The organism is Pseudomonas sp. E141, from assembly GCF_052659885.1.
In genome coordinates, this window is the sequence record NZ_CP084024.1 from 3,335,377 (window position 1) to 3,362,178 (window position 26,802).

The following is a 26,802-nucleotide window of genomic DNA, read 5'->3' on the forward strand; positions in this document are numbered from 1 at the left end:
CAAGACAGTTCCTGGTCGGCATCACGACGACGAAGATGCGTCGAACAGTGCAGGGGCCGTTCTGCTGCTTCGCGGAGGTTACGGTCCCAGCCAACCACTAACGCAGCGCGCTAGTAACTCGTCCGGGTCGCTTCCAGGGCATCATGTCACTCATGGCTGAAATGGTTCTCCCTGAAACATGATTCACACGGGAAGGCAAAGGCGCACACTCCGCGGGAAGCAAAAAGATGAGAGGTTCCGGAAATCCTGCCTTGTCTGATAGGCTCGATGGAATAGAAGGCGATAACGCCCCAGCCCCGCGAAGGGTGCGGATTCGGTTTGAGGGAGCTCGTCGTGCTGTCGATCGGCGCAATGACGTTGAGGCGAGAAGCCCAAGGACACGATCTTGGCATTCAGATGTGTTGCGAGCGGTCTTGCTCAAGCCCTGCGACGGTGGACCGAAAGAGTTGGCATAACCGAGTTCAGCACGGCTTGTACTATCCAGGGCCACCAGTTTGGCATTGCGCTCAAGGCGACGCTGATCACGGGGATCGATACCTTTCGCAACCGGCGCCCTGGCGATATCACGCAGAACGCGAACATCGCGTAGCCCTATTTCAGGATAGGTACCGAGTGAAGTACGAAGCTGCTTTACCGTCCAAGAAAAAGCGGAAGGGCCAGCTCTTGGTACCCTTGGTATTCACGAAGCGCAAGGCCATCAAAGTCAGAAAGGGTGTAGTTTTTGGCGCGAGATTTGGCCTGCCGGATCGCCGTATTGGTAAGGACCATCGAACTAACTCCACTCATATGAATGAAGGAGTGTTTTACAGTTTTCAGAGTGCCTAGCGGCTCTAGAAACTGATTTACCAAGCGTCGAATTACCTATTCAGGTTTCGCTATCGAGCGCGTTGTGATGGAAAGGCTCAGCTTAGCTTCTTTGCCCCAAAGCACCATTCAGCACGCATCAATAAAGAGAGCCCTCTTCGAGCCCTCCGTTTGTACTCAAAAATTACTTGGTTAGCCAGGACTCCACTTTGTCGGAGCCGTATTTTGCCTTCCACTCTTTCAATATTTTGTGGTTGCCACCCTTGGTTTCCACGACCTCACCAGACTCAGGGTTTTTGTAAACCTTCACCTGTCTAGGCTTGCGGGCTCCCGATTGCGGCTGGGCAGTTGGAGCACGACGACCGGCCTGTGGGTCAAGCAGATTGATGATGTCTTTCAAGCTATAGCCGTACTTAGCCAGCAAGGCACGGAGTTTGGTTTCAAATTCGATTTCTTGCTTCAGGCCAGCGTCGCCTTTGAGGGCTTCGAGGGCTTCGAGCTGTTCGGCGAGGTGTTTTTCGAGTTGGCGAAATTCTGCGAGCTTGGACATGTTGATTCTCTACGTAGTTATTCGCTAACGATACACCAAAGCCCCCCTCACCGTTGTTAACCAGTTCTCTGATGTGTAAACCTGTGCAGTTAACACGTTGGAAAGCTGGTTAACATGTAGCGTTCGACTTCCGCTCCACGATGGATGCCTGGCCAATGAAACTTACCTTGGTTCAAGAGGCGCGCCGCCAGCCAGATATCGATGCCGTCATGCACCAGCACCTTCATGCGGTAGGCCCGGCGATTGGCAAAGAGGTAGGCGCAGTGCGGCTTCGCTGCACCGAACACCGCGACCACCCGGGCCAATGCGGTCTCAGTGCCGGCACGCATGTCCCTGGGCTCGGTAGCAAGCCATATGGCATCGACGCGAATCATTGGGCTAGGCCAAGAATAAAACACGCGCAGCCTTCCGGCTCCGAAGCGGGCCATTTTACGATGACGGATTTATCGCCCAGAAGCAGCAAGATGATCACCATCTCTGCTGTTGCGCGCCTTGGTGCCGGTTTACCCACGCTCCCATCGTCAACGCTGCACCCTCGACGACACCATCCATGCGCAGCTTACTCTGGCAAGCCGCAGGCTTCAGGAACATCGAGCGCATGCGATACCGTGATAGGCTTCGGGTCGTCTAGAATGGCTCTCTCCAGCGTATCGACGCTCAAAGAGGTAGGCTCGAATCAGGAACGTGTTTATGTCGCTCAAAAATGCTTTTGCTGCTGTGCTTAAAGCGATGCGCGCCGGCAGAGGATTGACTCAGAGAAATCTCGCCGAAGTCAGCAGTCGAACATACATCTCAAAATTAGAGCGAGCCCAGTCAAGCCCAACGCTAGAGATGATCACGGCTTTGAGTGGCTCACTCAGTGTGAATCCTCTGACTCTGGTGGCTATTACTCTTTGCGCCGAGTCAGGTCAGTCCGTAAACGCTTTGCTGCGTCGTACCCAAGAGGAACTGGCGGATCTAGCCCACGAGGGTGTACTTGAGAATCTGGCGATTTCGTCGGGGGCTGAGTCACTAATTCCACGCCCCTCTACTGAGCCCTCAATTCGTCGCTCAGTGATGAAGTCCCAGCAAGTCGAATTCTGCTTCGCTGAATAAACGCATTTTATTGCCGCATGATCAGATGGCAGACAGGGTTGCGATTGTGGCACTCATTCGAAAATCAAGAGGTCGAGTAATGCGTAATTTCGATCTTGACCTGAATAGGGTCACTGTAAAAAAAGCCCCGCTAAGCGAGGCTTTCTAGGCAAATGGATCATGAGCTCGCCGGGTTTTGGCTATTTCCCCAGCCAAGCCTCCACTTCCCTGCCCCGTACTGGTCTTTCCACTGCTTCAGTAGGCGATGGTTCCTACCTTTCGTTTCTATCACTTCCCCGTTGTGTAGATTTTTTGTAAAGATCGCCTTAAATCTGCTTCTCTGGCAGATCCCGAAATGGCCCAGAGATGGATTGATTGGGCTCACAAGCAGGCTGACCTCTTAGATCCACTCCAGGATAATCTCACGCAGATCACCAATTTAGACGTGCAGCTGGAAAGCTGGTTCAGTGGTACACAATACGGCCAAGTGGAAAAAGGTTGGTGGTCCGAGTAAGCGCTGAAAGGAGCGTTCCAATGCCTACCTGCCTGGCTTAAACTTGTCGATTCGCCCGTGTACCCGTATCAGCCCCTTACATCTCAACCTGAGTACCAATTTCTATCACCCGGTTCAACGGCGGCTTGAAATGTTTCAGGTTGCTGCTGGCATTCTTCAACAGAAACGCAAACAGAATCGTGCCCCCACGGCCTGGCTGGGCTTGCCGACCTTGATCGTGCTGGAGCTGGTGCTCGGCATCGATAACCTCGTATTCATCACCATCATGAGAAGACCATCTCCCCCGAGCAGCGCAATCGTACCTGTGTGATCGGCTTGTCCTTCGCATTGCTGATGCGCCTTGGCTTGCTGGCGAGCATCCTTTAATGTAATGCGGCTAGACGTCCATTTTTACGCACTCTGGCCCCTTAGCTGCCGATGGCGACGGGAAGAAATTGACCCAGAGTACCCATCAAGCCAGTGATATCTCTCACTTCACGCCAGTGGACGTTGCTGTTGGAGAGCAGAACCAATGGTCATTTCCAATTGATCGAGTGTGAAAGGCTTACGCAGAAAAATCGTCGAGGGGTGGATCACCTGTTCATCGACGGCATAGCCAGAAGTGAGAATCGACGGGATCAAAGGCCATTGTTCTTTTACCAGTCGGATGAATTCAGATCCCTGAATTCCTCCCGGAAGCCCTTGGTCCGCGATGATCAAGATGCACTCACCTTTGATTCTTACGAGGTGGGTCAAAGCTGCGGCTGCGTTGTCGAAAGCCGCTGATGAAAAACCAAGCTCAGCAAGAGTTTCTTCAAGCAGCATCCGCACCACCGGATTGTCCTCAATGGCGATTATATGCCCGGCTGTTGGCAATTGTTCAGCTAAACGCACGCTCACTTGCGAGATTCCTTCTCCAGATTGCTTATGGTTGAAGCTTCAGTGTAAGCGCTTTTGAATGCTGCAGTGTGAAAGCGAGCTTTGGCGTGGCTGGTGGGGGACTGGTTCGAGCAAAACGGGCCAGCGGTCAGACGGTATGAATTATCTGGCGTCTCCGCACTCCACCGCCCGAGGAGCAGTTGTTTCTTAATGGCGGTGAACTCCGCTCCGAGGCAAGGCTAATGGCATCGATCGAAGATTTCAGGATCAAATCACACGAGCTCCTGATAGAGCTCGACGCCGCTACTATGGGAATGATGACGCTGGTTTCTTCCAGATGTGTATCGGGGCCGGACTGGGATTTTGCCAGCAAGAGGCAACACGATGCCTACCAAAGCTGGGATGTTTTTATGAATGCGTCTAATGCGATTATTCAGCCCGCCGACTCATAAACGATCCTTTCACAAGCCGATTTTGGTAGGTGGATTAATACTTTTTGTCTAATTTTGGAGAATCCTATGAATCGGAGAGAAGAGTTTTTATCAAGGGCGCTGGAAATAAAGCCAAGAAAGCCAAGAAAGCCAACGTCCCTGTATTGACGCACCGTTTGCCACTACGCCGGTCGCCACTGATCGGGTAACAATCGACTAATCTCACTTGCCCGCTGCGTCGACAGACGTGTCAGAACGTCCTTCAGATACGCAGACGCATCGTGACCCGTCAGCCGCGCTGACTGGATCAAGCGCATGATCGCTGCTGCCCATTAAACGCTGTGTGACGAACATCCTGATTGGCCAAATCCCACAATTTACTGCCCTGCTGCCGCCTGTGTCGTAGCGGCCATGATTCAGGTCGTATTTGGATGTCCCCAAATCTTACCGGTCAGTATAGTCAGCTTCGTATCTTTGCCGGAGCGCCTTAAATTGGACAATACCCGTGAACGCTTGATTGATTCCGCGCTGAAGCTGTTTCTGTCACAAGGCATATACATGACTGGTGTGATGGCTATTGCCGCGATGGCGGGTGTTACCAAGATGACACTCTATAGCCATTTCCCTTCCAAGGATGCTCTGATTGTGGCTTGCCTTGAGGAGCGTGACCGACGCTGGCGTGAAGAGGTAGCGCACACTTTGGCAGGGCATCCTGACCCGGTCGGTGGCATGCTCGCTTTTTTCGATTTGTATCAACGCTTTCTTTTGCAAGATAGCGAACGCGGGTGCCTGTTCGTCAACAGTGCGGCTGAATTCCCCCAGTTTAGTCACCCTGTGCATTTGGCAGTGAGCAGGCATAAGCAAGGGATACGCGAAAATCTTACTGCCTTGGCCATGAGCGCCGGTATAAGCGACCCTGACGTAGTTGCTGAGGGGCTCTTCATCTTGCTGGAGGGCAGTTTTGTCAGGGGCGCCATGGGCCAGGACGTGCGGGTATTCGACACCGCTCGACATGTAGCTCATTGTTGGATCCGGAAGCAGGGCCAGCAGGAGCAGAACGTATGACCCTAGGCTTATTGGCGGCCATTGCCGCCACGTTTTCATGGTCGCTGCTCTACATCTTTCCGGGTTTGGTCGGCGATTACAGCCTTTTTGATCTGGCTGTGGTGAGCTATGCCTTTGCCGGTTTAGGTAGCCTGTTCCTACTGTTTGTTTACCGTAGCGAAGTGCAGCAACTGCGATTGAGCGACTGGGCCTGTGCCGCACTGCTGGGCTTCCTAGGATACATCGGCTACTTCTTCCTGATCACCACTGCGGTCTTGGCAGCTGGGCCGGTGATCCCTCCGGTTATGATGGGGTCAGTACCGATTGTGCTCGCGATTGCCGGCAACATGCGAAGCTCCAGCGTGCCCTGGCGCGCCATTGCCGGGCCGTTGTTGGTCGCGGCGTTGGGAATAAGTTTGGTCAATCTGAGCGTGTTTGATTTTAGCAGCTCAACGGTGGTGCTCCCGACCGATTCGATTCTGCTTGGGCTGCTCGCATCGTTAATGGCAATCGGGTTTTGGACTTGTTTTGGATTGTTCAATGAGAGTGCTTTGGCTCAACGCCCAAGCATGTCCCCCATGTTGTGGTCAGCCATGCTGATCTTCATGTGCAGCGTCGAAATGATGGCCTTCATCCCAGTGGGGCTGTACTTGAAACTATCCCACTTCGCTAGCCAGCCGAGCGGGTTAGCAGGTACTCAAGCGCTAATAGTCTGTGGATTGATTCAGGGGTTAGGGGCTACCCTTGCAGGTGCCTGGGCATGGTCAATCGCCACTCGACGTCTACCTCTGGCGCTAAGCGGGCAATTGATCGCCAGCGGAACCATTTATGCATCCACGATGGGCCTGCTCATCAACCAACGCTGGCCCTCTCCTATGGAAGCGCTTGGGACAGGGTTGCTATTCGTAGGGGTGGTTTGGGCTATTCATGCCTTTTATCGCAGGCAACCACACCTCGCAACGCGTGGTGGGATCACTGACCTTAGCCAAAACTAATGCGACTGTGCCGGTATGAGCATTTCAGGTGCCCACTTTGGATTGATTTGGCATCATTGCCCTGAGCGCCGGAATCGGGAAGATGTGTTTTGGTGGAAGGTTAACTTCTGCTCACTTTCCGAGCAGGAACACAGGTGCTCAGCATGGAAATGTTGTGAAAATCCGGCGGATGTATTTCCGCGACAAACTCTCGCCGCACAGATACCCAAGCGTACCGGGCTATCGAGAAACACCGTCCAAAATAGGTCTGCGCGTCCGAAGTAACTCAGCCGGCGTACCTGCGGTGCGCGAGCTTCAACAAACTCATCTTCTTCCAGGATACCCTGGAACAGGCGCTGAAAGCCGAGTCGTTTCGGGCAAAGCACAATCGCAGAAGCGCCAAAGCACTTTTCTAGCAGATCAAGGCCGAAGGTTATGACGGCGGCTTCGCAGGCTACAAGACCAGCTTTAAGTTAAGCATCACCGAAATTAGCTGTATGGCCCATGCGCGCCGCCACCTGCACGTGGCGAATAAAAACTAGTTGGCGGAGCAGGCGTTTCACTCGATTTAGGGGGCTTTATGAAGTCGAGCGAAAAGCCAAAGAAACGAGTGACGAAGACCGCTGGTGATTACGCCAGAAAATGAGTTCGACACCGCTTTTCCGGCAGAGCCCAGGCGACTATCCGTTGCGGCAGGGGGGCATGGGAAAGGAGTCACGCTGATGCGGCATTATATGTTCGGTACTTCATTGAGCTAGTTTGGCGGGAATTAGGGCTTCAGCTGATTCTGCAAGAGCATCCCGTTGCCTCTCGGCGGGGTGACAGCAATCGGCAGGACCGCCCGTGCACTGTTCAGAGCGTTGTGAGGTACTCGGCCAAAGTCGCCGCGCATGCCTGAATCGCTCCATCCACGATCAGTTCATAGCCATGTGTGTTTTCTGTTGGGATGGCCAAGCAACCGGCGCGGGCCGAACTTCCGTTGCTCATGACAGCGCTGGCATCGGAGGCAAAATCTACCAACAGCGCATGTTGAGGGGTATAGCCGCAGCGTTGCGCGGCAGTCGCTAAACCGTCCACCACTGATCGAGTGTAATAACTTTTTTGGTCACCCGTGTTGATGATTGGATCAATACTAAGACGCGTCCCATATTCCGTCATTACAGGGCCAACCTCCACGGCGATCGTAGTATCGCCAGGTAATGTCGCTGCTGCATACATGGCCCCGGCATTGCACTCTTCTTCGAGCGTGGTGAATACGAAATACACATCGCACGCGAGCTCCAGCCGACGTTGATCAAGTCTCTGCACGGCTTGGATTACCGCGGCGATAGGTGCCCGGTCGTCCAGGAAATGCGCAGCAATAGCGTCCCCCACTCGAAATGGCTCACGCCAATGGCGACTCAACACTACCCGGCTCCCCGCTCTGATACCGTGGGCCTTCAACTTCTCAACCGAGGAACGCGTGATCACGTGAACGTCTCTCCAATGCACATTACCGGATAGCACATCAGCTCCCTGGGCGGTGTTACGCGTAGCGTGCATCGAACCAAAGGACAGGACCCCTGGAATTATTTTCTGATCCCCCAAAATATCCACCGGACAGACACCAAAATTAACCGGATTCGCCCCACCCAGCGCGGTCACCCGCAATGAGCCGTCAGTTTCGATGCGTTTAACAACCATCGCAATTTCATCCATATGCGCCATGACTTTGACAGCACGACCTGCAATGCCGTCTCTCTGCTTGCCCTTGATCAGACCAACGACATTTCCCGCCGGATCAACCCATACGTCGTCGCACAAAGGCCTCAAATACTCATGACAAATAGCGCGCACTTCATCCTCTTGACCTCCCGGTCCGCGCGCGAGCAATAACTGCGAAAGCAACGCCAAATCCTGCCCTTCGGTGATTTTCATTTGTCTGATACTCCTATCCAAAAGAGGGACCGTGTTGAAAGCAGCAGTTGCCCAACGCCGCCCTTAACAAGGACTGGCGGAATCATTGGGCGTTCAAATGCAATATCCAAAGTTTTGAACGCGTCCCCCCTCCAACTTTCCAACCACTACAAGGTCAAGCCTGGCTTGAATCATTCATTCTTAAAGGAACGACAGGTGGAATCTCCGATGACAGACATTGAAACCGGTAAGGCAGCCAAATCACTCTTTTGGGTAGCCTCCTTTACTCTGCTCAGCGCCTGCGCGGGCACCACCTCCTTCTCAAACGTCGAGGCACCCGGAAAGCCTAAAACGCCCACGACTCAAACGTTGGATGCCGGCGCGGCCCTTCTCCAGTCGCGCCCTCCGGTGGAGGCCCTGAATGCGTACCTGGATGGATTCCACTTCTATAACGGTCGCCTCGAAATGCAAATGGAAGCTCATCACTACTGTGCGATTCTCAATGAAGAAGTGATCCAGTGTGTGATTTACGACGGCACCCGCAAGGATGCCAAACTCATGGGCGTCGAATACATCGTCAGCGAGCACCTGTTCAACACCCTGCCCCCGGCTGAGAAAGCCCTATGGCACAGCCATGTGCATGAGGTGAAATCAGGGCAACTGATCGCCCCAGGCATCCCTGAAGTGGCCGAACATGCACTGATGAAAAAACTGGTGCATACCTATGGCAAGACCTGGCACACCTGGCATACCGATCTCAATAAACACTTACCGCTGGGAGTACCTCAGCTCATGATGGGGTTCACCGCAGAAGGTCAGGCGGACCCAAACATGATCATGCAACGGGATCAACGGCTGGAAATCGACAGCGCCAAGAAAAAGAAAGCGCGCGCTGACATAGTTGCTCCGGCAATTGCACCGGGCGCAGATGCATGGCAGCAGGGCAACATCATTCAGATCGTCGATCCAACCCAAACACCGCACCGACACTGACACTGACACTGACACTGACAGTGCCTCGATTATTTGGATTGAACGACCATTTTGCGGAGCTCTTTATCGCAAGACACGGGATGGAAAGATGTCATGCTGATCGACTCAGCAACCAGAATGCGGCACGGCGAACGATACGCGGTTTCAAGATCCGGATCGAACGTCGAGTATTGGTGGATTTATCCTGGGTCAATAATGCTGTTGTCAATGTCGCAGCCAATTTCGACGACATCCTCTTGGAAGCCCATGGGCAAATGTTGCAAACGGATCTGTCGGGTTATCTTTCTGATGTCAATGTGGCCTGGGCCTATTTGAAGACGCAAAAAAGCGGGGTTGATTAATACTCTGTCATTGGCCAGTGAGTGGCGCAGCCCCATGCCGTCGCTTAATCAGCGCGCAAATATGGCCCTTAGCTCGGCATTACACGGGTAATTGCATGGGTTAGCAGATACCCATATGCGACATTTACCAGCCGTGATGCCGCCAAGACTGAAAAGGTGGTTTTGGATAGCCGTCCATGAATGTACCTTCTACGCTTGAGTCTTGCAGGGTGGACTGTAAGGGAGTCAGACCAACGGGCAGAAAATACGATAGCCGCCAAAATGCTGAACCACTCGTCAGTTCGAACAAACCTAAGCGAGGTTTCATGCCTCAACCGAAGGGTACAGAGTCGCTGGATTTGCCACGTCGGGTCGAAGCGTTCTATCGCGGGCGCCTTTTCAGCTATATTCCGTCATTCTTTTTGCCCTCTTCTTCGCTGGAAATCGTGCTTTATTCGTCTTGCGATGTTATCCAAGGTTAGTATTTATGAAGTTTGCACCTCAGCGGTCCCCCAATGTACCGCAACGCAAAGATCTGATCCCCAGCCACCTCGCTTTTCCGGTGGTCGGCATTGGTGCATCAGCGGGTGGGCTGCAGGCGGTGAGGTCGTTTTTCGAACACATGCCTCAAGACAGCGGCATGGCTTTTGTGGTGATACTGCACCTGTCGCCCGATCACGAGAGCGTGGCGGATAAGATCATCCAGCAGTCGACTCGCATGCCGGTGCTCCAAGTCAATGCCACTACGTCCATCGAAAAGAATCGGGTCTATGTAATCTCACCCGCCCAGCACTTGACGATGAATGATGGCTATCTGTCCGTCTCACCCTCGGTACGCCAAGGCGGCTCGCATATCGCCATTGATCTCTTTTTCCGAGACCTGGCGGATACCCACAAAGATCGCGCGTTCTGCCTGATCTTGTCTGGTACCGGCACTGATGGTGCTGTGGGGCTGTCGCGCATCAAGGAGCAAGGCGGCATCACCCTGGCACAAACGCCGGAAGATGCCGAGTTCGATGGCATGCCGCTCGCTGCGATCGAAACCCAAATGGTCGATCTGGTGCTGCCGGTGGTGGAGATGCCACAGAAGCTTTTAGATCTGTGGCGCAACGCTCAGTCGATTATCCTGCCCACGGCCAATGACCCCGAGATCAATACCCTTTCCCCCGCCACCGAACGCGATGCGGCCGCGGCGGAACAAGTACTGCTTGATATTCTGACCCAACTGCGTGCCACTACTGGGCACGACTTCAAGCATTACAAACGCGCCACCGTATTACGCCGCATTGAGCGACGCCTGCAAGTCAACGCCCAGCAGGATCTCACCGCCTACTACAATTACCTTCAAGGCCACCCGGAAGAAACCAAGGCCTTGCTCGGCGATATGCTGATCGGGGTGACTAACTTTTTCCGTGACCGCGAGGCCTTCGAAGCGCTTGAGCGTGACGTTATTCCAAACTTGATAAAGTCACTGGAAGACGCCGTTCCACATCGCGAAGAGGTACGCGTATGGTCGGCTGGCTGCTCCACTGGGGAAGAGGCCTACAGCCTTGCGATGCTGGTGACGGATCAATTGGCACAGGATGCCAGCAGCGCAAAGATGCAGGTGTTTGCCACCGACATCGATGAACGCGCGATTTCCCATGGTCGCAATGGTGTATATCCCGAGGCGATCATCACAGACGTGCCACCGTCTCGCTTGCGCCAGTACTTTGCCAAGGAAAAAAATCAGCACTATCGGGTGCGCAAGGAGCTCCGCGAAAAAGTTCTGTTCGCTAAACACAGTTTGTTGGCCGACCCGCCCTTCTCGCAAATCGACCTGATCGTGTGCCGGAACCTATTGATCTACCTGGATCGCGAGGTGCAGCGCGATATCCTTCAAATGTTCCATTTCGCGCTGCGACCTGGCGGCTATTTGTTTCTGGGGTCATCGGAATCAGCGGACGGCTGCCAGGATTTATTTGTGCCGGTGGACAAGCGCAACCGCATTTTTCGTGTACGGGCCGGTTCGAGCGCCATGCGCCGAGCGCCCTCCATGCCCCGTAGCGGCTACGTGCGATCTAACGCCCTAACCGTTGTGGCTGAAACCAAGACATCAAACAAGATTTCGTTCGCGGATATTCATCTTCGTGCCTTGGAAAAAGCCGCGCCGCCCAGCGTGATTGTCGATGTCCATGGTGACATCTTGCACATAAGCGAGGGCGCGGGCAGCTTTCTGCGTTATGTGGCAGGGGAAATGACGCGAAGCTTGTTGGCCCTGGCGCACCCTGACTTGCGCCTCGATATCCGCACTACACTGTTTCAGGCCCAGCAGTCGGGGGCTGCCGTGACGTCGCGCAAAGTGCGCATCGCGCGCGGAGAAAACCATTACCTAATTGATATCACGGCCCTTCCTTACCACGACGAAGCGACCGAAAGCGACTATGCACTGGTCATCTTCAAAGAGCGGCATATCGACCGGCAACCGCTTGATGACGAAAACACCAGCCACGCCGAAGTCCAAATAATGAGCCATCTGGAGCGCGAACTGCACCGCACCAAGCAGCACCTGCAGGAAACTATCGAGCAATCGGAACTCTCCAGCGAAGAACTCAAAGCCTCCAACGAGGAGCTGCAAGCGGTCAACGAAGAGCTGCGCTCCGCTACCGAGGAGCTAGAGACCAGCAAGGAAGAGTTGCAGTCGATCAACGAAGAACTGCTGACAGTCAATTTCGAACTCAAAACCAAGGTTGAAGAGACCGACCAAGTCAATGACTACCTGACCAACCTAATAGCCTCCACCGACATTGCCACCGTGTTCGTCGATCGCAACATGCGCATTCGCTGGTTTACCCCGCGCGCAACGGACATCTTCAGCATGTTGCCGGTTGATACCGGACGCTCGCTGATGGATATCACACACCGCCTCAACTACTCGGAAATGGCCGAAGACGCCACGTCGGTATTTGAATCGCTCAGCATGATCGAACGTGAAATCAGCAGTAAGGATGGCCGCTGGTACATCGCGCGCTTGCTGCCCTATCGCTCGAGCGAAGACCACATCGATGGCACAGTGCTGACATTCATCGACATCACCAAGCGGCGCCACGCTGAAGAGGAGTTGCGCCTGGGTGAAGAGCGCATGCGTCTGGTCGCCGAGAGCACCCATGACTTTGCGATCATTATTCTGGATGAGGATGGTCTAATCACCGACTGGAACACCGGGGCCGAACTGATATTTGGCTATACCAAGCAAGAAGTGCTCGGCGCTTACTACGATTTGATTTTCTCTCCCGAAGACCGCGCCGGTGGGGTCCCTGAGAACGAGTTGCGCGCAGCCCGCGAGCATGGACGTGGCGAGGATGAACGCTGGCACGTACGCAAGGATGGAAGCCAGTTTTACTGCAGTGGTGAAGTCACCCAACTCAAGAGCAACAGTTTGCAAGGCTACGTCAAGATTGCCCGCGACCTCACTGGCCACAAACGCACCCAGGATGAGCAGAACCAGCGTCTGATGGAAACCCAAACCAACAGCCATCTCAAGGATGAATTTTTCGCGGTGATGTCGCACGAACTCAAACACCCGTTGAACCTGATCCAACTGAACGCCGAATTGCTGCGTCGCTTGCCTGCAACCAAGGCTACAGTCCCAGCGATCAAGGCCGTGAATACTATCTGCGACGCGGTGTCCAGCCAGGCGCGTATCATTGACGACTTGCTCGATGTGGCGCGTATGCGTACCGGCAAGCTCAAGCTGAAAAAACAGCCAGTTGACCTGACCAGCGCACTGCAGGAGATTTACAACGTTGTGCTTTCAGCCGGTCACCATTGTCAGGTGACGCTGGATATTTCAAAGCACGTGCCGGTCATGGTGGATGCGGACCCCACGCGCTTGGAACAGGTGATCTGGAACCTTGTTAACAACGCCTTGAAGTTCACTCCTGCCGGAGGGTGTGTGCAGCTGGTTGTCAGCCGTGTAGACGGGTATGCCCAATTTGACGTGATTGACAGCGGCGCGGGTCTGACCGAAGAAAACATGGAGAAAATTTTCGATCTGTTCGGGCAGGCGGAAAACCACCACCAGCCCCATCAGCGTGAAGGATTGGGTATCGGATTGTCCCTAGTCCGCCAGTTGGTGGAGGCGCACGATGGTTCGGTCAGTGTCCGCTCCAAGGGCTTGGGTTACGGATGTACGTTTTCGGTGTTGCTGCCGCTTTGTGAATCCCAAAAACAAAATGAGGCCGACAACTCGACGACAGCCGCAGATGAGCGCCTGAGCGGACTGAAGGTATTACTGGTGGATGACTCCAGAGATGTGCTTGAAGTGTTGCACATGCTGCTGGAGATGGAGGGCGCCGAGGTGAACGCCTTCGGCGATCCACAAGAAGCGCTCAATGCCGCACAGACTAATGTCTATAACCTGATCATCTCGGACATAGGCATGCCAGTAATGAATGGCCACCAACTGATTAAAAAAATTCGTGAGATGAAGCATTTAGGACAAACCCCGGCCATTGCGCTGACGGGTTATGGGGCCGAAACTGACCGTAATGAAACGGCCGAATCAGGTTTCAATCACCATGTAAGCAAGCCCGTCTCTCATGATGTCCTGATTGAACTGATTGAGCGGCTGTGCTGCTCGGGGGAATAACACATCGATACTAAAATTAAAGACTCCGAAAATCAGTTGAGCAGGCGTCCACCCATCAAAGCAATTTGCGTCACAGCGAGCGCCCTATGCTTGACGCTGAGCCCTTGATCGACCAACGAATCGATCATGTCTCAAACCTCGCATTCGTTGACGACTATTCGCGCCAGCGACGTAGGCCCAGTTTACAACGTCGGGCGGTCGGTCCGAGCCTGCATCCCTGAACGTTGCAGCCGGCTCAAAGCTCTGTCGACATGATCGCTCGGCACAACCGCCACCATCGAACGCTTCGCTTGTTATGCAACGACCCCAACCAAAAAAACGACAGGCGATAGTGGCGTTAGAATATCAAATAATTGCTTGTTTGAAATTTTGTATTTTTTTGTTGAAAAAAAAGATCTTATATCTGATTGTGAATACTCGATCCACTCAAGGAGGAGACCAATATGCCCCTTATCCAAGCGAACCGCAGTTGCGAGGAATACAGACAGCCTTACGAGCCGTCTATGGATAAATTTGTACACCTGGTTTCGTCAGCCTCTGAAGTACGCTGTCATAAGTGCGAGAATAAATACTCAGACGAAGTCATCACAGCTGCACTTCAACGCAATGCTCAGAAGTTATACACACTTCAGGAGCGCCGAAAAAATACCGATGCCTGTATTCAACCCTAGCTGTGCTTGAATGCACACATAGATTTTTGAATTCCCTACTAATTCAGGTGATGGATATGTTCAGCGGCAAAGGGAGATGCTGCAGGAGCAGAAGATGACACTGGTTTCGAGGCTGACTTCGATGCGGGACCGTCTCCGGGGCCGAACGCCGAATAGTCCGCTTCACCATCGGCAGCTGCATCTGCAACACCCCCCCACAATTTTCATAGAGACCTTCTGTCCTATTTTTAAAATGCAGTGGCCCCTCAAACGGCGTTCGTTTTTCTATCACAGACGCATCCGTTGGGGGAGCGGGTCCTGATTGATCATCTGCTCATAGCGACCCACATCGGTCAAAGCATCCGCCGACGCGGCGAGACGAGCAAGGCTGAGCGCACGCATTCTCTCATGGCCGGCGCGCGGCACTGTTGTTTCACAACTGGCGCAGAGTGGGTTGAGCGGCTTACTCCAGATCACGGCGGACGTCTACTGCGTGTTTCGTGGCCCCGCCGGCCGTTGTTACGCTGAAGCAGGCGCTAACTCCGACACCATTCGAACAGCCGTTCAGCACCGCACATCCCTGGCCAGTCATCGAGGCGATCATTCACAGCATCACGATGGGCCGCGCTTTGGACGGAATAGCTGTATGCCTCACCAAGTCCGAGAACATCAGCCCTCTACTGCGCTGGGTCGAGAGCGTCGATTAACTGACCGCGGACACCGCGCGCTGGGCGCTCCGCGCAAAAGCCAGTCGACGCCCGGACCTTGAGTCCCTCCCGCACTTTATTTCACGGCGGGTTGCCAGGCCCTCGCAATGCCGTCGTGGAATAATTGTTTACTCGACACACACGTGCCCCTGGCGCCAGGGAATACTATGGGGCTCCGCGACCATTTGGCGAGCAGACCGTCCAAGGCCATACCATCCAAGGGAAGAGTCTGAACCTTGCTTTGCAAAACCGCATCCTCATGCACTGGCTGAGTACGATTGTGCACGTCACTATACTTTAGCTCAGCATATCCATTGTCCTTCCGCCTTGGCTATGTTCCGGCGATAACGGGCCTTTGGCTACACCGGGTGGGCCGTCGACACCTACATATTGCCAGACTGACAAATGGCAAAAAGCCAACCAGTAGTTTTTTTGAAAGCTGAAACGACTCACCACTTCATGTCCGAGCGCCCATCTAAGAAAGAGATAATTTGCAGCCCTCGCGCTTCGAAAATTATCGATATTTCAAAGATAACAAGTTTGATACCCGTGCCGAGAGTAAGAGTCCCACCTTTATCGGACTCGTTCCCGTTGCTGGTATCAGGTACAGCTCCCCTGCTGCCCTTGTTAATCCAAAGGAGCTACTCAATAAGGAAGGCCGTGATGCAATTCAATAACACAGCTGAAAAATTGATGGCTTGCCGTCGCTTGGCGCTTGAGCAGAATGAAAGACTTTTTGATGAGGCGAACGCATACAGCCGACGCGCGTTCGATCTCTTGGAGCATCCCGACTTTGACTGCGAAATGTTCGAAGAGTACCTGCACATACGTCACAAGGCCGAGTCGCTGTTTCGTGACGCCATTGAGCATCTCAGCGCCCTCAATGAACACTTTCCCCCACCTTCCTCGCGTTCCGCAACCGGGGTATCGAATAGCACAACAGTTGATAAGGAGATGGCGTGATGACTAATTCACAGCGAGCTTGGGAACTGGCGATGGTTCTTGTCGCCAGCGGAAAAATTCCTTTCGATCCTGCGAACATAAGCGGCTCAATAAAAATCTTGGAGAGGCATCTAGAGGCCCTTGAAGAGGCGCTTCAGAGTGAGTCAAATCTATCCGAGCACGCGCAGCGCATCAGTAGCTTGCAGCGCCCTACCAAGCCTCCCGAAGTTGCATAGACCTAATCGTTTTGTGGTCTGGTAAGCGCCCGGCCCAAGCGCGCAGTCCTTCCCGTTTGTTTTTCTAAGCTTTACTACCGGATGCGCAGGTCGCACCGAATTATTGGAGGTCGATTCGCCACGTTCAAAGTCACTACTCGCACGGTCGCACTTTTTTGTCCGGGCGGAACCGGGCGCTGGACATCATTCCACCGTCAGCCTTGCAGGAGTAGTTGACGGTGAGTCTTACTTTGACCTCGATCCCGTCTGACGTTCGAAGTCCGTTTGCTTCCTGTTGAAACCCTCCACGACTGGCACGACAGTAATGTTCAGGTGACGACCGTCGAGTTGTCCCACTGCGTGCCGTGCCCCGGTTACGTGTTCACCGAATCGACCCTGCCCTCCGCCTGAATGAGCAACACTTGGTGAACGAAGGCATCGAATGCGGAGCAATCCGGGGCACCTTCCACAAGTCATGAAGTCTCACAGGCCGGCCGATTGTTGCGTCGGCGCAAGTCCTTCGATCAAGGACGTTCACAGCGAAGCAGCAGCGCTTTGTCACGGTCAGTGGGCGCTTGCGCGAGATTTAAAACGCTATCGTCTTGACCAGTTCAGCCGTTTGCAACCGGTGGCCACTGATCGCAAACAGCTTGGTAAGACCAGCGTTTGAGAAAAAGTAGCGTCCGATCGCTTGGAACGGACGCGCATTGATGGTTATTTCTTAGCTTCTTTGTCCGGGTCTGCCGAGCGTGCAAGAAACGCTTCGGTGAGCTGCGGCAAGTGCTTGAGCAGCCAGTCGGCCATGGCGACTTCTTGCGGCAGGATCTTTTCACAGGCCTGTCGGGTCTGCGTGTCACCGGCCGCTTCTGCCGCCGCGATCAGCACGGTGTAGCTGGCGATTTCCATGTTCTCGAACACATAACCTGCCATCGCCCCTTTTATCACCTCGTCACTCATCAATGTCCCGCCGACGGCTTGACCGAAGGCCATAAGCTTGCCGCCCAGATCCTTGAGGGTCGACGAATCGCCGCCCAGACGTTGCACACACTCATCGATAAGCTTCTGCTGGCCCAATGTCTCTTCAATGTGCTGATCGATGCGCGCCTTGAGCTGCGGATAATGTTCCAGGCGCTTGGATTGCGCCTTGAGCATCTGCTCGGCCTGTTGCTCCATGGCGTGGGCGTCACGCAGCCAGTCGAGCAGATTTTCCTGTGGAGTAGCCATTGTCGAATCCTCTCTTGATGATTTCCAGTGATGGGCAAGGCGCGCCGACTACGGGTCGGCGCGTGCGGCTGAGCTTCGTCACAGACCAAGCTTGGCTTGCGCACCGGAGCCAAGGTCGGCACCGGTGACTGGCTCGCTGTTGGGGTCTGACATTGTGCGCATTTTCATGTTTTCCAGCAGGGCTTCGTCGGCGTTGTCCAGTTGCACCGTGGCCAGACCATCGCCACCGTCGACGGCCGGCGATGGGCTTTCAACGAACTCCCAGTCGTCGCCCTGGTTCCAAGGCCCGCGCATGCTTTCCGTGCCCTGCGACATGTTGAAATAGACGTTGGTGAATTCAGGCATGCCGGGCAGCTTGCCTTGTGGAAAGTTTGGCTGGATCGCGTGCAGGGCTTTTTCGAAGGACAATTGGTGGGCGATTTCACGGGTCATCAGAAAGCCCAACGCTTCTTTTACGCCCGGATCATCTGTCACATTCATGAGACGTTCGTAAACGATCTTCGCCCGCGCTTCTGCAGCGATGTTCGAGCGCATGTCGGCCGTGGGCTCACCGATGGTGTCGATGTATGCCGCTGTCCAGGGTACACCTGCCGAATTGGTCAGCGGCGAGCCGGCGCCATACAACAGGCTGGTGATGTGCGAATCATTGCCCGCGCCATTCAGCGAGCGGTAAAGCTCACCTTCCTGCTCGACGCCTTCGGCCATCTGTCCCTTTGCGCCTTTATTGAGCATGACGATGATCGAACCGACGATTTCCAGGTGGCTGAGTTCTTCGGTGGCGATGTCCATCAACAAGTCTTTGCGACCTGGATCGTCCTCGGAAAGAGCCTGAGTGAAGTAGCGCGACGCCGCCGCCAGCTCGCCTTGCGCACCGCCGAACTGCTCCAGTAAAAGGTTGGCTAGACCAGGGTTAGGTTGGGCAACACGCACGGTATATTGAAGTCGCTTGTTATGTAGAAACATCACCAATCTCCTCAGTCTTGATAAGCGCGGCGGCGTTCACGGGTTAAACACTGCCTACTCTTTTGGGAAAGATTGGTGGTGCAGAAAATTCAAAAAAAATCGACTTTTAGGACAAATGGTTAAAATCGTTAAACAAGCGAAACGGCTAGCAAATATTGGCGTGGAGGCTGACTTGCAAAGGCCCGCTTCGCCGACTCGATATTACGGCTTCAGATCCGGATCACGGTTCAAATGTCTCTGATCTATGGCGTCGATATCGGTCGACCGATTCGCCGCTTTCCAGCGGATGCTGCAAATCGGTCGTCGCGTTCGAGGCTTCGTCACGGCCGGCAGTGCGGGACATGGAACTGCCATCATTCGGCCCCAGATCGTTTTCGAGCAATTCGTCCGGGCAGGATGGCTTATTCATGGCTGGCCCAATTAGCGCAGATCGAACTTTTGGAATGGTGCTGAATTCCCGGGTGCGACGCATAGAGCGAACGGCGTGCATTTCATCTCGTCACTTCGTTTGAACCACTTTCGGCATACACGGCTCCCAGTGAAAACATACGTGGAAGCCAGATGCCATGAATGCTTTCAAGAACCTGCTGTCCGTTGCAGAAGAAACCAGACTGCGCGCGCTCGATGTCTGGCACCAAACCTTCCAAAATCAGGCGCTACGCATGGAATGCCCCGACCGTTATCACGAAGAGCTGCTGCGCCAGTGCGATGAGATGGATCGCCGGGGGATCATCACTTGGAACGAATGGCGCGACTTGCGCATCAAGGCCGATCAGGCCTACCTGAACGCCGTAGCCGGCCACGATTATCACCGACACTGACTCCGTCAGCCTGCCTTGCGGGTCCAGTTATGACCCATCCTATGTGGGGTGGCGCGAACTGTGGATCCATGGGTCATAGCCAGGCGGCGTGCGACGAACCATCCATGGGCATGCCGCCGCTGTTCGTTGGCCGACTCGTAAGGATGAACACATCGCTTTGTTTATGCGCATCGTCGCGAACAGCCACGCTGCCGATGCTGGCGGGGCGTCCGGCTGTGGTGCGTTATCCGACTGGAGTTGCGCACGCCCGACGTCTGCCCGCGCATCAAGATGAGCTGACCTTGGCGGCGTGGTTCTGCGTCCTCGTTGCATACGCTCAATAACAATGACTGGCGCACACCGAGCAGCGCCGGCGAAACGGATCACAAGCTGCACATGCCAAAGGTGCTTGCGCGCGCCCGAAAATAATAACCAGCGGTCCCCGCGCCGACCGGCCAGCCTATAACCAAGCGCTGAACCAAAACCAGCGCACCTATTCGGGCTTCGTCTCTGGTGGCGTATATGTCGCTGCCGCAAACCCGCTTCAGCCCTCCTTGCCGGTGCGGGTTCCGCCATGACTGTGCTGTCCTCCCACCCGCGCCTTTTCCGCTCGATCGAGTTTGACGTCGACGGCATTACTGCCCTTCTTACCCGCACCCTTGATTTTCTGTGGATCGTCGGCAAAGGAATGCTCGCTTCGATGTTTCCCGGTCATAGTTCTACTCTCCACTATTGTGAGGTTTATCTTAATAGAGATGCCCAATAAGCTGCAGACCACTCCTGAATAAACACTAGCAGTTAAAGTTCTATACACACTTCCCAGGGCGACAAAAGGGCAACTAAGCGAAGCGATTCGCGCGGCTATGGCAATCCAATTCGCCATCATAAACTTATACGAAGCGGTGCTCAATTCGGCCACCTGTATAACTTTTTGGGGGATCGATGCCGTTCATCGGGTACGCAAAAAATTCTCCAAGCATTTTCCAACTGCGCGATATCGGAGTAGGTGTCCGTTGTGAAAATGGGCAACTAACGAAACTTAAAATGAATTGGAGACCTATCATGACTACAGGTAGTAAAAACCCGGGTAATTTTTCCAACGATCGCGAGAAAGCATCCGAGGCCGGACGAAAAGGTGGGCAGGCATCGGGCGGAAACTTTGCCAACGACCGTGAAAAAGCCTCGGAAGCAGGACGCAAAGGAGGCCAGAACAGCCATGGTGGCGGGCGTAAATCCTAACGATCACTAAGGCAGCCCTGCGGCTCTAAGTATTCGCCAGAGGCAATAGGCGGGATGCGATCATTGAAGGCTTACACCGACGATCCATGAAAGCGTCTCGCAGTTGCAAAACGGCGAGTGTTACTTGGCTGACAAGTGAGCAGTAGGTGAAGAAGCAAATCGATACTAGATGATTCATAGCTATTGCGAGGCTTGAGCATATTCAATATACGAATATGTTTGCCTGCGTGATCGCCTGTGTAAACACGAGGTAAATTGAAATGGCACAAGACAAACAAGGCGGCATGTCTGTAAACGAGGCGGGTAAAAAAGGTGGTGAAGCCACATCGGCCTCCCATGACAAAGAGTTCTATCAGGACATTGGCAGCAAAGGTGGCCAAAACAGTAGTGGCAACTTTAAAAACGATCCCGAACGTGCAGCAGCGGCCGGAAGCAAGGGCGGCCAGAACAGCGGTGGCAACTTCAAAAACGATCCGCAAAGAGCCGCTGACGCCGGTAGCAAAGGTGGCCAGAACAGTGGCGGTAACTTTGCCAATGATCGGGAAAAGGCCTCTGAGGCTGGTCGCAAGGGTGGCGAAAGCAGCCACGGTGGTGGGCGTGATAGCAACAGCTGATGCGCCAGAGGCAGGGGAGCCTTGCTCCCCTGCCGTTTGTGCACCCGCGGCGACAAACTCTTTTTAGCCTGACGTTTGTTTAACGCGATCTGATCCCCCTTAGAAACGACGCTTCCGAATGGAGGACGTCTTTCCCGGAGACACCCATCATGACGAACGCCAAACCGAACTTCCCTTGCGCATGCCCGGATTGCACCTGCAGTTTAGCCGCCGACAAGGCGGTCGAGCGCGACGGCAAACAGTATTGCAGCGACGCTTGCGCAGACCTTCACCCGAACGGAACACCCTGCCCTTCCTCCGATTGTCACTGCGAACGCAGCATTACGCTGGGAGACCGCAGCGTCAGTGATTCGAAACTGGACGAAGCGGTCGAAGAGACGTTCCCCGCCAGCGATCCGATATCACCCTGAGCGCCGCTTCGACAGGGGCATGCTGTCGTCCTTCTTCAGATGGAAACCCGGTATGCGCGCTGTTTTCTACCCAGAACCAACCGCGGAGGACTTCACCATGATCAACCCAGCAACCGGCATGAAACCGGGTGAGCGCTACGTCATTGAAAGCGTCGAGCGAGCCCCGCAGTTCCTTGGCTTTTTTCTGGATGGTAAATATTACCTGGGCCCCGAATTGCAGACTGCTGTGGGCTGGCTCGAGGAGCAAGATTTCATTTACGACCAGCTCGACCCGTCTGGCGAACCGACTTACCCCAATCGACGTGTCGGCAAAATTGAAAACCTGAAATTGATCCTCGACGACGGCTTGCGCCTCGAACTGACCGAGGTGCCCTTCTTGCCTGATAACGCCACGCCCAAGTCAATGGCCAGCGAGGCGAACTCAACGTCCTCCTCATCCGCCTCTTCATTCGCGCAGCGTCAGACGCGGTCATCGATAGCCGGCAAACTCGTTGTGATTACCGGTGCCTCCAGCGGCATCGGTCGGGCGACAGCACAAGCGTTCGCCAGTGAGGGTGCGCGGCTAGTGCTGGCTGCGCGCGATGACGTTGCGCTGGCCGAGGTCGTCGACGAATGCACTGATCGCGGTGCGGCTGCCGTGGCGGTGCGCACCGATGTCACCGACAGTGAGCAGATGCAAGCGCTGGCCGAGCAGGCCGCCAGCTTCGGTAACGGACGCCTCGACGTCTGGATCAATAATGCCGGCGTCGGCGCAGTAGGCAGTTTTGAAGACACACCGCTCGAGATCCATGAGCAAGTGCTGCAAACGGATTTGCTCGGTTACCTGCGCGGCGCCTATGTCGTATGGCCATACTTTAAGGCGCAACGCAGTGGTATTTTGATTAATACACTGTCCCTCGGCAGTTGGGTGGCACAGCCCTATGCCGCAGCTTATTCGGCGAGCAAATATGGTTTACGCGGTTTGACCGAAGCACTGCGCGGCGAACTCGCAGGGTCGCCGAATATTCATGTCTGCGATATTTACCCGGCCGTCATCGACACCCCCGGGTTTCGCGACGGCGCCAATTTCACCGGGCACGCGCTTAAGCCACCGGCCCCCACGTATGATCCGCGCCGTGTTGCCAAGGCTATGGTCGCGTGCGCCATCAATCCCAAACCGACCACGAGCGTGGGGAGTGCCGCTACTGTCGCACGTGTGGCGCATTTTCTCATACCTGGTTTCCCGCAATTGTCTGGCTGGTTGACGCGTTTGGCACTCAAGCGCAGCCCCACGGCGCCAACATCCAGCGGCAATCTGTTCGCGCCACCCGATGGCGAGCGCCTGGTTGAAGGTGGCTGGCGCAAACCTGGGCCGAAATCCTCCGCATTGCTAGTGGCCGGCGCTGCGTTGCTGGTAGGTGGTTGCTTGCTAGCCGTCAATCGCTCGCGGGGAAGCCACTGACCGGCGCCCGAAGTTCGCCAGGAGAAACGACAATGGACAGGTTGATCGAGATTTTGAAGGAACATGCCGAGGCGTTTTCTGACCTCGACAGCACCGGGTTTGCCACTCTGTTTGACCGCTATGGCGATGCGCAGGTCGTGTTGATCGGCGAGGCCAGCCATGGAACTCACGAGTTCTATCAGGCGCGTGCGGCGATCACGCGGCAACTGATCGCCCATCACGGTTTTACCGTGGTTGCGGTCGAGGCGGACTGGCCGGACGCCGACCAGATCGACCGTTGCGTCCGCGGGCGCGACAAAGGTCATTGGCATGAGGCTGCGTTCTCCCGGTTTCCGACTTGGATGTGGCGCAACACCGACGTACAGGCGTTCGCGCGCTGGCTGTTGGACTTCAACCAAACCCGGGCAGCCAATCAGCGTGTGGAGTTTCGCGGCCTCGACGTGTACAGCCTGCGTAATTCGATCCGCGAGGTGCTCGGCTATTTACAAGACACCGATCCGGCGATGGCCCGAGAAGCGCGGGAACGGTATGCCTGCCTGATGCCCTGGCACGATGAGCCGGCGCTGTACGGACATTTCACCGAAGTCGGCGGCATGACCACCTGTGAAAGTGCTGTGCTTGAGCAACTGCAGGCCATGCTCAACCGACGCCTGGGCCTCATAGAAAATGACGGTGAAGCATTGTTCAATGCTACCCAGAATGCGCGGGTGGTGCATGCCGCCGAGCAGTATTACCGAGCGATGTATCGCGGCAATCGCGAATCCTGGAACCTGCGCGACCAGCACATGTTCGAAACGCTGCAAGCGCTGCGCTCGCGACAGGAGCGCAACGCGAAAGTGATCGTCTGGGCGCACAACTCTCACGTCGGCGATGCCCGCGCGACCGAGATGGGTGACAGCGGTCAATTGACGCTGGGCCAGTTATGCCGCGAGGCGTTCGGTTCAGACGCGGTACTGATCGGCATGGGGACCGACCACGGCACGGTCGCGGCGGCCGACGGCTGGGATCAACCAATGCGCATCAAAGACGTCACCCCGGCGCTGCCACGCAGTTGGGAGCGCGCCTTTATCGAAGCAGGTATCCCGTGCACCTTTTATGACTGGCGTGATGCCAAGCGCGTCGTGCTGCGTGAGGCGCTGTCCCAGCGCCTGCAGGAGCGCGCCATCGGCGTCATTTACCAACCGCAGACCGAGCGCCAAAGTCATTACTTCGCCGCTACCCTGGGCGAACAATTTGACGCGTGGCTTTGGTTCGCCAATACCCATGCCATCACGGCGCTGAGCACGGTGCCGTCGACCAGCCACGAGGAAGACACCTTCCCCTTCGGCCTGTGACGACGCTGACGGGAAGCCCATCGCTGAACCGCATAACTGATCTTTCCTACAGTCTTGGAGGCACCTGCTGGTTGACATCAAGCTGTTTGGTGATCACCACGCCTGTCGCGGTTTCAGCTGAAAATCCGGTGGCGCTCGGACTCATGGGCAATGACGCATTAAGCCGTCTGCCACAGGTCACCAGCCGTTTGCCCAATGGCAGCATCCGTTTCACATAAGGAGTTTCCCATGTCCACTGAACACCGCTACATCGTCAGTTTCATCGTCAACAATCAGCCGCAGAGCCGCACGCTCCTGCATGACCGGGAGACGCTGGAAACGGCGCTTGCGGCAACCCTGGTCAAGACGACATTTCCTGAACTCAACGATGCCGAGCTCAGCGATATCCAGGTGCAAAAACGCACCAAACCCGAGGAGGAAGACAACATTCCGGGACACTATCAGCAGCCGTGAACCGTCCTAACTGCGCATGGAGGTGCCGACCGAGAGCCGAGCGGCTCAGCCAGTCAAGACTCGGACGGGGCGACTGCCGACAGCGCCCCGTCGCCACTTTGTAGTTTTCGCTTCAGTTGAGCGCTGCCGCATCGCAACGAAAACCGGTGCCAGACCGCCTATCGGGCGACTGTCAAACAATCAAAACGATGTAAGTGTTTAGATTATCCGAGTAAGTGTCTGCTGTGTTTAAGGGCATCAGTGAACCTTATTAAGTGGTGGAGAGTTCTCATGACTAACAGTAATAAAATCACGGGACCTGATAAGGGTTCGTCTAGCGGGCCGCGGCCATGGCAGCGATTTCGCTAATGACCGCGAGAACGTTTGGAAGCCGGTCGCAACGGCGGGCAGTCAGGCCCTAGCGGTGGACGCAAATCTGAGATCCCTAGAGGGCGGCATCGCGGCCCTTCTCCAGGCGCCAGAGGTCGAACATGAAAAATATTGTCGAACACCAGTGCTGCGCGATGCACCCGGAAAAAGCTGAAGAACCGGCCCACGAAACCGAGTCGACGTCCCTACCAGGTGCTGCACTCAACGAGCGCCCAGTCGAGCACAGCATTCGTGCCCCCGAGCTGGGCCGCCACGAGTCCGTCGCCACCTCCAGCCGTTGCTACGAACACCGACAAGGCGTCGCTCAGACGGAGCGCAGTTCAGGAGCGTCGCATACTCGCCCGGTCTGTGAGCGTGGCGGATGACGAATTCGCGCCCCTCTTACATTCAGCTAGCCTTACCAAATCGCAACTCCATTCCATCCTAAGTGAGGCCCCATCCAATTTACGAGGTGACCCATGCCTATCCACGTCATCAATTTCACCGCCCCGATCACGTCGGCTACCTGCGCTCAACTAATCGAAAAAGCGTCGACTGCAGTGCAACAAGGTGCCAGCAGATTGATCGTCAATATCGCGACCATGGGTGGTGAATGCAGTTACGGTTTTACCATGTACAACTTTCTACTGTCCCTGCCTATTCCGGTGCACACCCATAATCTAGGTACTGTCGAATCGATGGGCAATATCGTGTTCCTAGCCGGCGAGCATCGCTCGGCCTGCATTCACAGCAAGTTCCTTTTCCATCCGTTTCACTGGCACGTACAAGGTTCGGTCGATCATTCGCGCATGTCGGAATACGCCATGAGCCTGGATTACGATCTCATTCTATACTCGCGCATCGTCGCCGAACGCACGGTGGATGCTAGGGAAACACTGGAAACGGAAAAATATCTGACCGCCGCCTCGCGCATTCTCAACCCCCAACAAGCACTTGAGTGCGGGCTGATACAGGCCGTCGAACCGCCGCGAATCGATGCGCAGTCAGTGAGCTCGATCATTCATTCATGAATGGGTCTTTCATGTCACCAGCAGAGCCTCGCTCATTTCTATCGACGGGATTGCCACCCTCATGCGCTGGATTTCCAGCCAATGACGGGTTCTGTTGATGTCGAAAATCTCCCCTTCGTTGATCATCGACAATATCAACTCATCTGAGATCCGATAGCGCCCGCATTCTGGGCAGTCGCGCTCTTCCCATGGCCCGGAGCATTGAATACGCCGCGCCGCGCCCACGCAAATCAGACAGTTCATTGCGATCTCTCTGTTCTTGTAATAAGCCTCGACCGCTTTGCACGGCCAGTTTGTGTTCATCATCCCGATGGTGACACTGCCAATTGGCCCTCGCACAGCC

The 26,802-nt window shown here is 55.0% G+C and carries 26 protein-coding genes and 8 pseudogenes; 21 read left to right on the top strand and 13 right to left on the bottom strand.

Going from position 1 to position 26,802, the window contains the following annotated elements:
• Positions 1-466 precede the first annotated feature (466 nt).
• The 3 genes and pseudogenes from GKKCFE_RS14780 to tnpB form a co-directional block, all read right to left on the bottom strand.
• Positions 467-768 (bottom strand): annotated as a pseudogene (locus GKKCFE_RS14780) (Arm DNA-binding domain-containing protein); the annotation flags it as partial.
• A gap of 220 nt (positions 769-988) precedes the next feature.
• Positions 989-1,354 (bottom strand): histone-like nucleoid-structuring protein, MvaT/MvaU family, encoded by a 366-nt coding sequence (locus GKKCFE_RS14785; protein ID WP_445576725.1) that lies wholly within the window; start codon positions 1,352-1,354, stop codon positions 989-991.
• Positions 1,355-1,443: 89 nt separating this feature from the next.
• Positions 1,444-1,683, bottom strand: coding sequence for an IS66 family insertion sequence element accessory protein TnpB (gene tnpB / locus GKKCFE_RS14790; protein ID WP_445576726.1), 240 nt, complete (start codon positions 1,681-1,683; stop codon positions 1,444-1,446).
• Between the two features lie 361 nt (positions 1,684-2,044).
• On the opposite strand from tnpB, the gene GKKCFE_RS14795 reads away from it, so the two are divergent.
• A complete protein-coding gene (locus tag GKKCFE_RS14795) occupies positions 2,045-2,449 on the top strand; it encodes a helix-turn-helix domain-containing protein (RefSeq protein ID WP_445576727.1) in 405 nt (134 codons plus the stop codon).
• A 179-nt stretch (positions 2,450-2,628) separates the two neighbouring features.
• On the opposite strand, the pseudogene GKKCFE_RS14800 reads toward GKKCFE_RS14795, so the two are convergent.
• Together GKKCFE_RS14800 and GKKCFE_RS14805 are read right to left on the bottom strand one after the other, a co-directional pair.
• A pseudogene (locus GKKCFE_RS14800) lies at positions 2,629-2,741 on the bottom strand (transcriptional regulator); the annotation flags it as partial.
• A gap of 277 nt (positions 2,742-3,018) precedes the next feature.
• Positions 3,019-3,117: pseudogene (locus tag GKKCFE_RS14805) on the bottom strand (KUP/HAK/KT family potassium transporter); the annotation flags it as partial.
• Here GKKCFE_RS14805 and GKKCFE_RS14810 point away from each other — a divergent pair.
• A pseudogene (locus GKKCFE_RS14810) lies at positions 3,073-3,302 on the top strand (TerC family protein); the annotation flags it as partial. The pseudogenes GKKCFE_RS14805 and GKKCFE_RS14810 sit on opposite strands and share 45 nt — an antisense overlap.
• Positions 3,303-3,416: 114 nt before the next feature.
• On the opposite strand, the gene GKKCFE_RS14815 reads toward GKKCFE_RS14810, so the two are convergent.
• Entirely contained in the window at positions 3,417-3,821 is a 405-nt protein-coding gene (locus GKKCFE_RS14815; protein WP_445576728.1) for a response regulator, read from the bottom strand.
• 221 nt (positions 3,822-4,042) lie between these two features.
• On the opposite strand from GKKCFE_RS14815, the gene GKKCFE_RS14820 reads away from it, so the two are divergent.
• Positions 4,043-4,252 (top strand): hypothetical protein, encoded by a 210-nt coding sequence (locus GKKCFE_RS14820; protein ID WP_445576729.1) that lies wholly within the window; start codon positions 4,043-4,045, stop codon positions 4,250-4,252.
• 161 nt (positions 4,253-4,413) lie between these two features.
• Here the strand turns inward: GKKCFE_RS14820 and GKKCFE_RS14825 are convergent.
• A pseudogene (locus GKKCFE_RS14825) lies at positions 4,414-4,560 on the bottom strand (transposase domain-containing protein); the annotation flags it as partial.
• Positions 4,561-4,723: 163 nt separating this feature from the next.
• On the opposite strand from GKKCFE_RS14825, the gene GKKCFE_RS14830 reads away from it, so the two are divergent.
• The 4 genes and pseudogenes from GKKCFE_RS14830 to GKKCFE_RS14845 form a co-directional block, all read left to right on the top strand.
• The gene (locus GKKCFE_RS14830; protein WP_445578047.1) at positions 4,724-5,296 is read left to right on the top strand and encodes a TetR/AcrR family transcriptional regulator; all 573 of its coding nucleotides are present in this window, start codon (positions 4,724-4,726) and stop codon (positions 5,294-5,296) included.
• On the top strand, positions 5,293-6,270 hold the full coding sequence (locus tag GKKCFE_RS14835) for a DMT family transporter (RefSeq protein ID WP_445576730.1): 978 nt from the start codon (positions 5,293-5,295) through the stop codon (positions 6,268-6,270). The genes GKKCFE_RS14830 and GKKCFE_RS14835 overlap by 4 nt, the downstream gene beginning before the upstream one ends.
• A gap of 149 nt (positions 6,271-6,419) precedes the next feature.
• Positions 6,420-6,662 (top strand): annotated as a pseudogene (locus tag GKKCFE_RS14840) (IS21 family transposase); the annotation flags it as partial.
• 33 nt (positions 6,663-6,695) lie between these two features.
• A pseudogene (locus tag GKKCFE_RS14845) lies at positions 6,696-6,876 on the top strand (IS66 family transposase); the annotation flags it as partial.
• A 225-nt stretch (positions 6,877-7,101) separates the two neighbouring features.
• Here the strand turns inward: GKKCFE_RS14845 and GKKCFE_RS14850 are convergent.
• On the bottom strand, positions 7,102-8,166 hold the full coding sequence (locus GKKCFE_RS14850) for a M42 family peptidase (RefSeq protein WP_445576731.1): 1,065 nt from the start codon (positions 8,164-8,166) through the stop codon (positions 7,102-7,104).
• A 207-nt stretch (positions 8,167-8,373) separates the two neighbouring features.
• Between GKKCFE_RS14850 and GKKCFE_RS14855 the strand changes: the two genes are divergently transcribed.
• The 5 genes from GKKCFE_RS14855 to GKKCFE_RS14875 all read left to right on the top strand — a co-directional run bounded on the left by GKKCFE_RS14855 (position 8,374) and on the right by GKKCFE_RS14875 (position 16,623).
• On the top strand, positions 8,374-9,138 hold the full coding sequence (locus tag GKKCFE_RS14855) for an OBAP family protein (protein WP_445576732.1): 765 nt from the start codon (positions 8,374-8,376) through the stop codon (positions 9,136-9,138).
• Between the two features lie 38 nt (positions 9,139-9,176).
• On the top strand, positions 9,177-9,479 hold the full coding sequence (locus GKKCFE_RS14860; RefSeq protein ID WP_445576733.1) for a hypothetical protein: 303 nt from the start codon (positions 9,177-9,179) through the stop codon (positions 9,477-9,479).
• Between the two features lie 466 nt (positions 9,480-9,945).
• Complete coding sequence (locus tag GKKCFE_RS14865) at positions 9,946-14,088, top strand: CheR family methyltransferase (RefSeq protein WP_445576734.1); 4,143 nt, start codon at positions 9,946-9,948, stop codon at positions 14,086-14,088.
• A 2,020-nt stretch (positions 14,089-16,108) separates the two neighbouring features.
• Positions 16,109-16,408 (top strand): hypothetical protein, encoded by a 300-nt coding sequence (locus GKKCFE_RS14870; protein ID WP_445576735.1) that lies wholly within the window; start codon positions 16,109-16,111, stop codon positions 16,406-16,408.
• Positions 16,408-16,623 carry a hypothetical protein gene (locus GKKCFE_RS14875; protein ID WP_445576736.1) on the top strand — a complete coding sequence of 72 codons (216 nt, stop codon included), beginning with the start codon at positions 16,408-16,410 and terminating at the stop codon, positions 16,621-16,623. The genes GKKCFE_RS14870 and GKKCFE_RS14875 overlap by 1 nt, the downstream gene beginning before the upstream one ends.
• A gap of 693 nt (positions 16,624-17,316) precedes the next feature.
• Here the strand turns inward: GKKCFE_RS14875 and GKKCFE_RS14880 are convergent.
• From GKKCFE_RS14880 to GKKCFE_RS14890, 3 genes are all read right to left on the bottom strand, one after another.
• Positions 17,317-17,826 (bottom strand): ferritin-like domain-containing protein, encoded by a 510-nt coding sequence (locus GKKCFE_RS14880; protein WP_445576737.1) that lies wholly within the window; start codon positions 17,824-17,826, stop codon positions 17,317-17,319.
• A 78-nt stretch (positions 17,827-17,904) separates the two neighbouring features.
• Positions 17,905-18,789: a manganese catalase family protein gene (locus tag GKKCFE_RS14885; RefSeq protein ID WP_445576738.1), complete on the bottom strand. Its 885-nt coding sequence runs from the start codon at positions 18,787-18,789 to the stop codon at positions 17,905-17,907.
• Positions 18,790-19,009: 220 nt separating this feature from the next.
• Entirely contained in the window at positions 19,010-19,198 is a 189-nt protein-coding gene (locus tag GKKCFE_RS14890) for a hypothetical protein (protein WP_445576739.1), read from the bottom strand.
• Positions 19,199-19,355: 157 nt separating this feature from the next.
• Here GKKCFE_RS14890 and GKKCFE_RS14895 point away from each other — a divergent pair, with 157 nt between their 5' ends.
• Positions 19,356-19,610, top strand: a complete 255-nt coding sequence (locus tag GKKCFE_RS14895) for a hypothetical protein (RefSeq protein WP_445576740.1) — start codon at positions 19,356-19,358, stop codon at positions 19,608-19,610.
• A 523-nt stretch (positions 19,611-20,133) separates the two neighbouring features.
• On the opposite strand, the gene GKKCFE_RS14900 is transcribed toward GKKCFE_RS14895, so the two are convergent.
• Positions 20,134-20,304, bottom strand: a complete 171-nt coding sequence (locus tag GKKCFE_RS14900; protein WP_155742059.1) for a general stress protein — start codon at positions 20,302-20,304, stop codon at positions 20,134-20,136.
• 356 nt (positions 20,305-20,660) lie between these two features.
• Here GKKCFE_RS14900 and GKKCFE_RS14905 point away from each other — a divergent pair.
• The 8 genes and pseudogenes from GKKCFE_RS14905 to GKKCFE_RS14940 form a co-directional block, all read left to right on the top strand.
• A pseudogene (locus tag GKKCFE_RS14905) lies at positions 20,661-20,828 on the top strand (general stress protein); the annotation flags it as partial.
• A gap of 260 nt (positions 20,829-21,088) precedes the next feature.
• Entirely contained in the window at positions 21,089-21,442 is a 354-nt protein-coding gene (locus tag GKKCFE_RS14910) for a general stress protein (protein WP_445576741.1), read from the top strand.
• 149 nt (positions 21,443-21,591) lie between these two features.
• Complete coding sequence (locus GKKCFE_RS14915) at positions 21,592-21,852, top strand: metallothionein (protein ID WP_445576742.1); 261 nt, start codon at positions 21,592-21,594, stop codon at positions 21,850-21,852.
• A 97-nt stretch (positions 21,853-21,949) separates the two neighbouring features.
• Positions 21,950-23,293 (top strand): SDR family oxidoreductase, encoded by a 1,344-nt coding sequence (locus GKKCFE_RS14920; RefSeq protein WP_445578048.1) that lies wholly within the window; start codon positions 21,950-21,952, stop codon positions 23,291-23,293.
• 32 nt (positions 23,294-23,325) lie between these two features.
• Positions 23,326-24,627, top strand: a complete 1,302-nt coding sequence (locus GKKCFE_RS14925) for an erythromycin esterase family protein (RefSeq protein ID WP_058545199.1) — start codon at positions 23,326-23,328, stop codon at positions 24,625-24,627.
• 228 nt (positions 24,628-24,855) lie between these two features.
• Positions 24,856-25,080 (top strand): hypothetical protein, encoded by a 225-nt coding sequence (locus GKKCFE_RS14930; RefSeq protein ID WP_058545198.1) that lies wholly within the window; start codon positions 24,856-24,858, stop codon positions 25,078-25,080.
• Positions 25,081-25,550: 470 nt separating this feature from the next.
• Positions 25,551-25,814 (top strand): hypothetical protein, encoded by a 264-nt coding sequence (locus tag GKKCFE_RS14935; RefSeq protein ID WP_155742058.1) that lies wholly within the window; start codon positions 25,551-25,553, stop codon positions 25,812-25,814.
• A gap of 93 nt (positions 25,815-25,907) precedes the next feature.
• Positions 25,908-26,459: an ATP-dependent Clp protease proteolytic subunit gene (locus GKKCFE_RS14940; RefSeq protein ID WP_445576743.1), complete on the top strand. Its 552-nt coding sequence runs from the start codon at positions 25,908-25,910 to the stop codon at positions 26,457-26,459.
• 9 nt (positions 26,460-26,468) lie between these two features.
• Here the strand turns inward: GKKCFE_RS14940 and GKKCFE_RS14945 are convergent, their stop codons facing one another.
• Positions 26,469-26,702 (bottom strand): hypothetical protein, encoded by a 234-nt coding sequence (locus GKKCFE_RS14945; protein WP_445576744.1) that lies wholly within the window; start codon positions 26,700-26,702, stop codon positions 26,469-26,471.
• Between the last annotated feature and the right edge of the window lie 100 nt (positions 26,703-26,802).

Coding starts and splice junctions, on each gene's coding strand:
- GKKCFE_RS14785 (WP_445576725.1), bottom strand. CDS start 1,354: ATGTCCAAGCTCGCAGAATTTCGCCAACTCGAAAAACACCTCGCCGAA.
- tnpB (WP_445576726.1), bottom strand. CDS start 1,683: ATGCGTGCCGGCACTGAGACCGCATTGGCCCGGGTGGTCGCGGTGTTC.
- GKKCFE_RS14795 (WP_445576727.1), top strand. CDS start 2,045: ATGTCGCTCAAAAATGCTTTTGCTGCTGTGCTTAAAGCGATGCGCGCC.
- GKKCFE_RS14820 (WP_445576729.1), top strand. CDS start 4,043: ATGGCATCGATCGAAGATTTCAGGATCAAATCACACGAGCTCCTGATA.
- GKKCFE_RS14835 (WP_445576730.1), top strand. CDS start 5,293: ATGACCCTAGGCTTATTGGCGGCCATTGCCGCCACGTTTTCATGGTCG.
- GKKCFE_RS14850 (WP_445576731.1), bottom strand. CDS start 8,166: ATGAAAATCACCGAAGGGCAGGATTTGGCGTTGCTTTCGCAGTTATTG.
- GKKCFE_RS14855 (WP_445576732.1), top strand. CDS start 8,374: ATGACAGACATTGAAACCGGTAAGGCAGCCAAATCACTCTTTTGGGTA.
- GKKCFE_RS14865 (WP_445576734.1), top strand. CDS start 9,946: ATGAAGTTTGCACCTCAGCGGTCCCCCAATGTACCGCAACGCAAAGAT.
- GKKCFE_RS14870 (WP_445576735.1), top strand. CDS start 16,109: ATGCAATTCAATAACACAGCTGAAAAATTGATGGCTTGCCGTCGCTTG.
- GKKCFE_RS14875 (WP_445576736.1), top strand. CDS start 16,408: ATGACTAATTCACAGCGAGCTTGGGAACTGGCGATGGTTCTTGTCGCC.
- GKKCFE_RS14880 (WP_445576737.1), bottom strand. CDS start 17,826: ATGGCTACTCCACAGGAAAATCTGCTCGACTGGCTGCGTGACGCCCAC.
- GKKCFE_RS14885 (WP_445576738.1), bottom strand. CDS start 18,789: ATGTTTCTACATAACAAGCGACTTCAATATACCGTGCGTGTTGCCCAA.
- GKKCFE_RS14890 (WP_445576739.1), bottom strand. CDS start 19,198: ATGAATAAGCCATCCTGCCCGGACGAATTGCTCGAAAACGATCTGGGG.
- GKKCFE_RS14895 (WP_445576740.1), top strand. CDS start 19,356: ATGAATGCTTTCAAGAACCTGCTGTCCGTTGCAGAAGAAACCAGACTG.
- GKKCFE_RS14900 (WP_155742059.1), bottom strand. CDS start 20,304: ATGACCGGGAAACATCGAAGCGAGCATTCCTTTGCCGACGATCCACAG.
- GKKCFE_RS14910 (WP_445576741.1), top strand. CDS start 21,089: ATGGCACAAGACAAACAAGGCGGCATGTCTGTAAACGAGGCGGGTAAA.
- GKKCFE_RS14915 (WP_445576742.1), top strand. CDS start 21,592: ATGACGAACGCCAAACCGAACTTCCCTTGCGCATGCCCGGATTGCACC.
- GKKCFE_RS14920 (WP_445578048.1), top strand. CDS start 21,950: ATGATCAACCCAGCAACCGGCATGAAACCGGGTGAGCGCTACGTCATT.
- GKKCFE_RS14925 (WP_058545199.1), top strand. CDS start 23,326: ATGGACAGGTTGATCGAGATTTTGAAGGAACATGCCGAGGCGTTTTCT.
- GKKCFE_RS14930 (WP_058545198.1), top strand. CDS start 24,856: ATGTCCACTGAACACCGCTACATCGTCAGTTTCATCGTCAACAATCAG.
- GKKCFE_RS14935 (WP_155742058.1), top strand. CDS start 25,551: ATGAAAAATATTGTCGAACACCAGTGCTGCGCGATGCACCCGGAAAAA.
- GKKCFE_RS14940 (WP_445576743.1), top strand. CDS start 25,908: ATGCCTATCCACGTCATCAATTTCACCGCCCCGATCACGTCGGCTACC.
- GKKCFE_RS14945 (WP_445576744.1), bottom strand. CDS start 26,702: ATGAACTGTCTGATTTGCGTGGGCGCGGCGCGGCGTATTCAATGCTCC.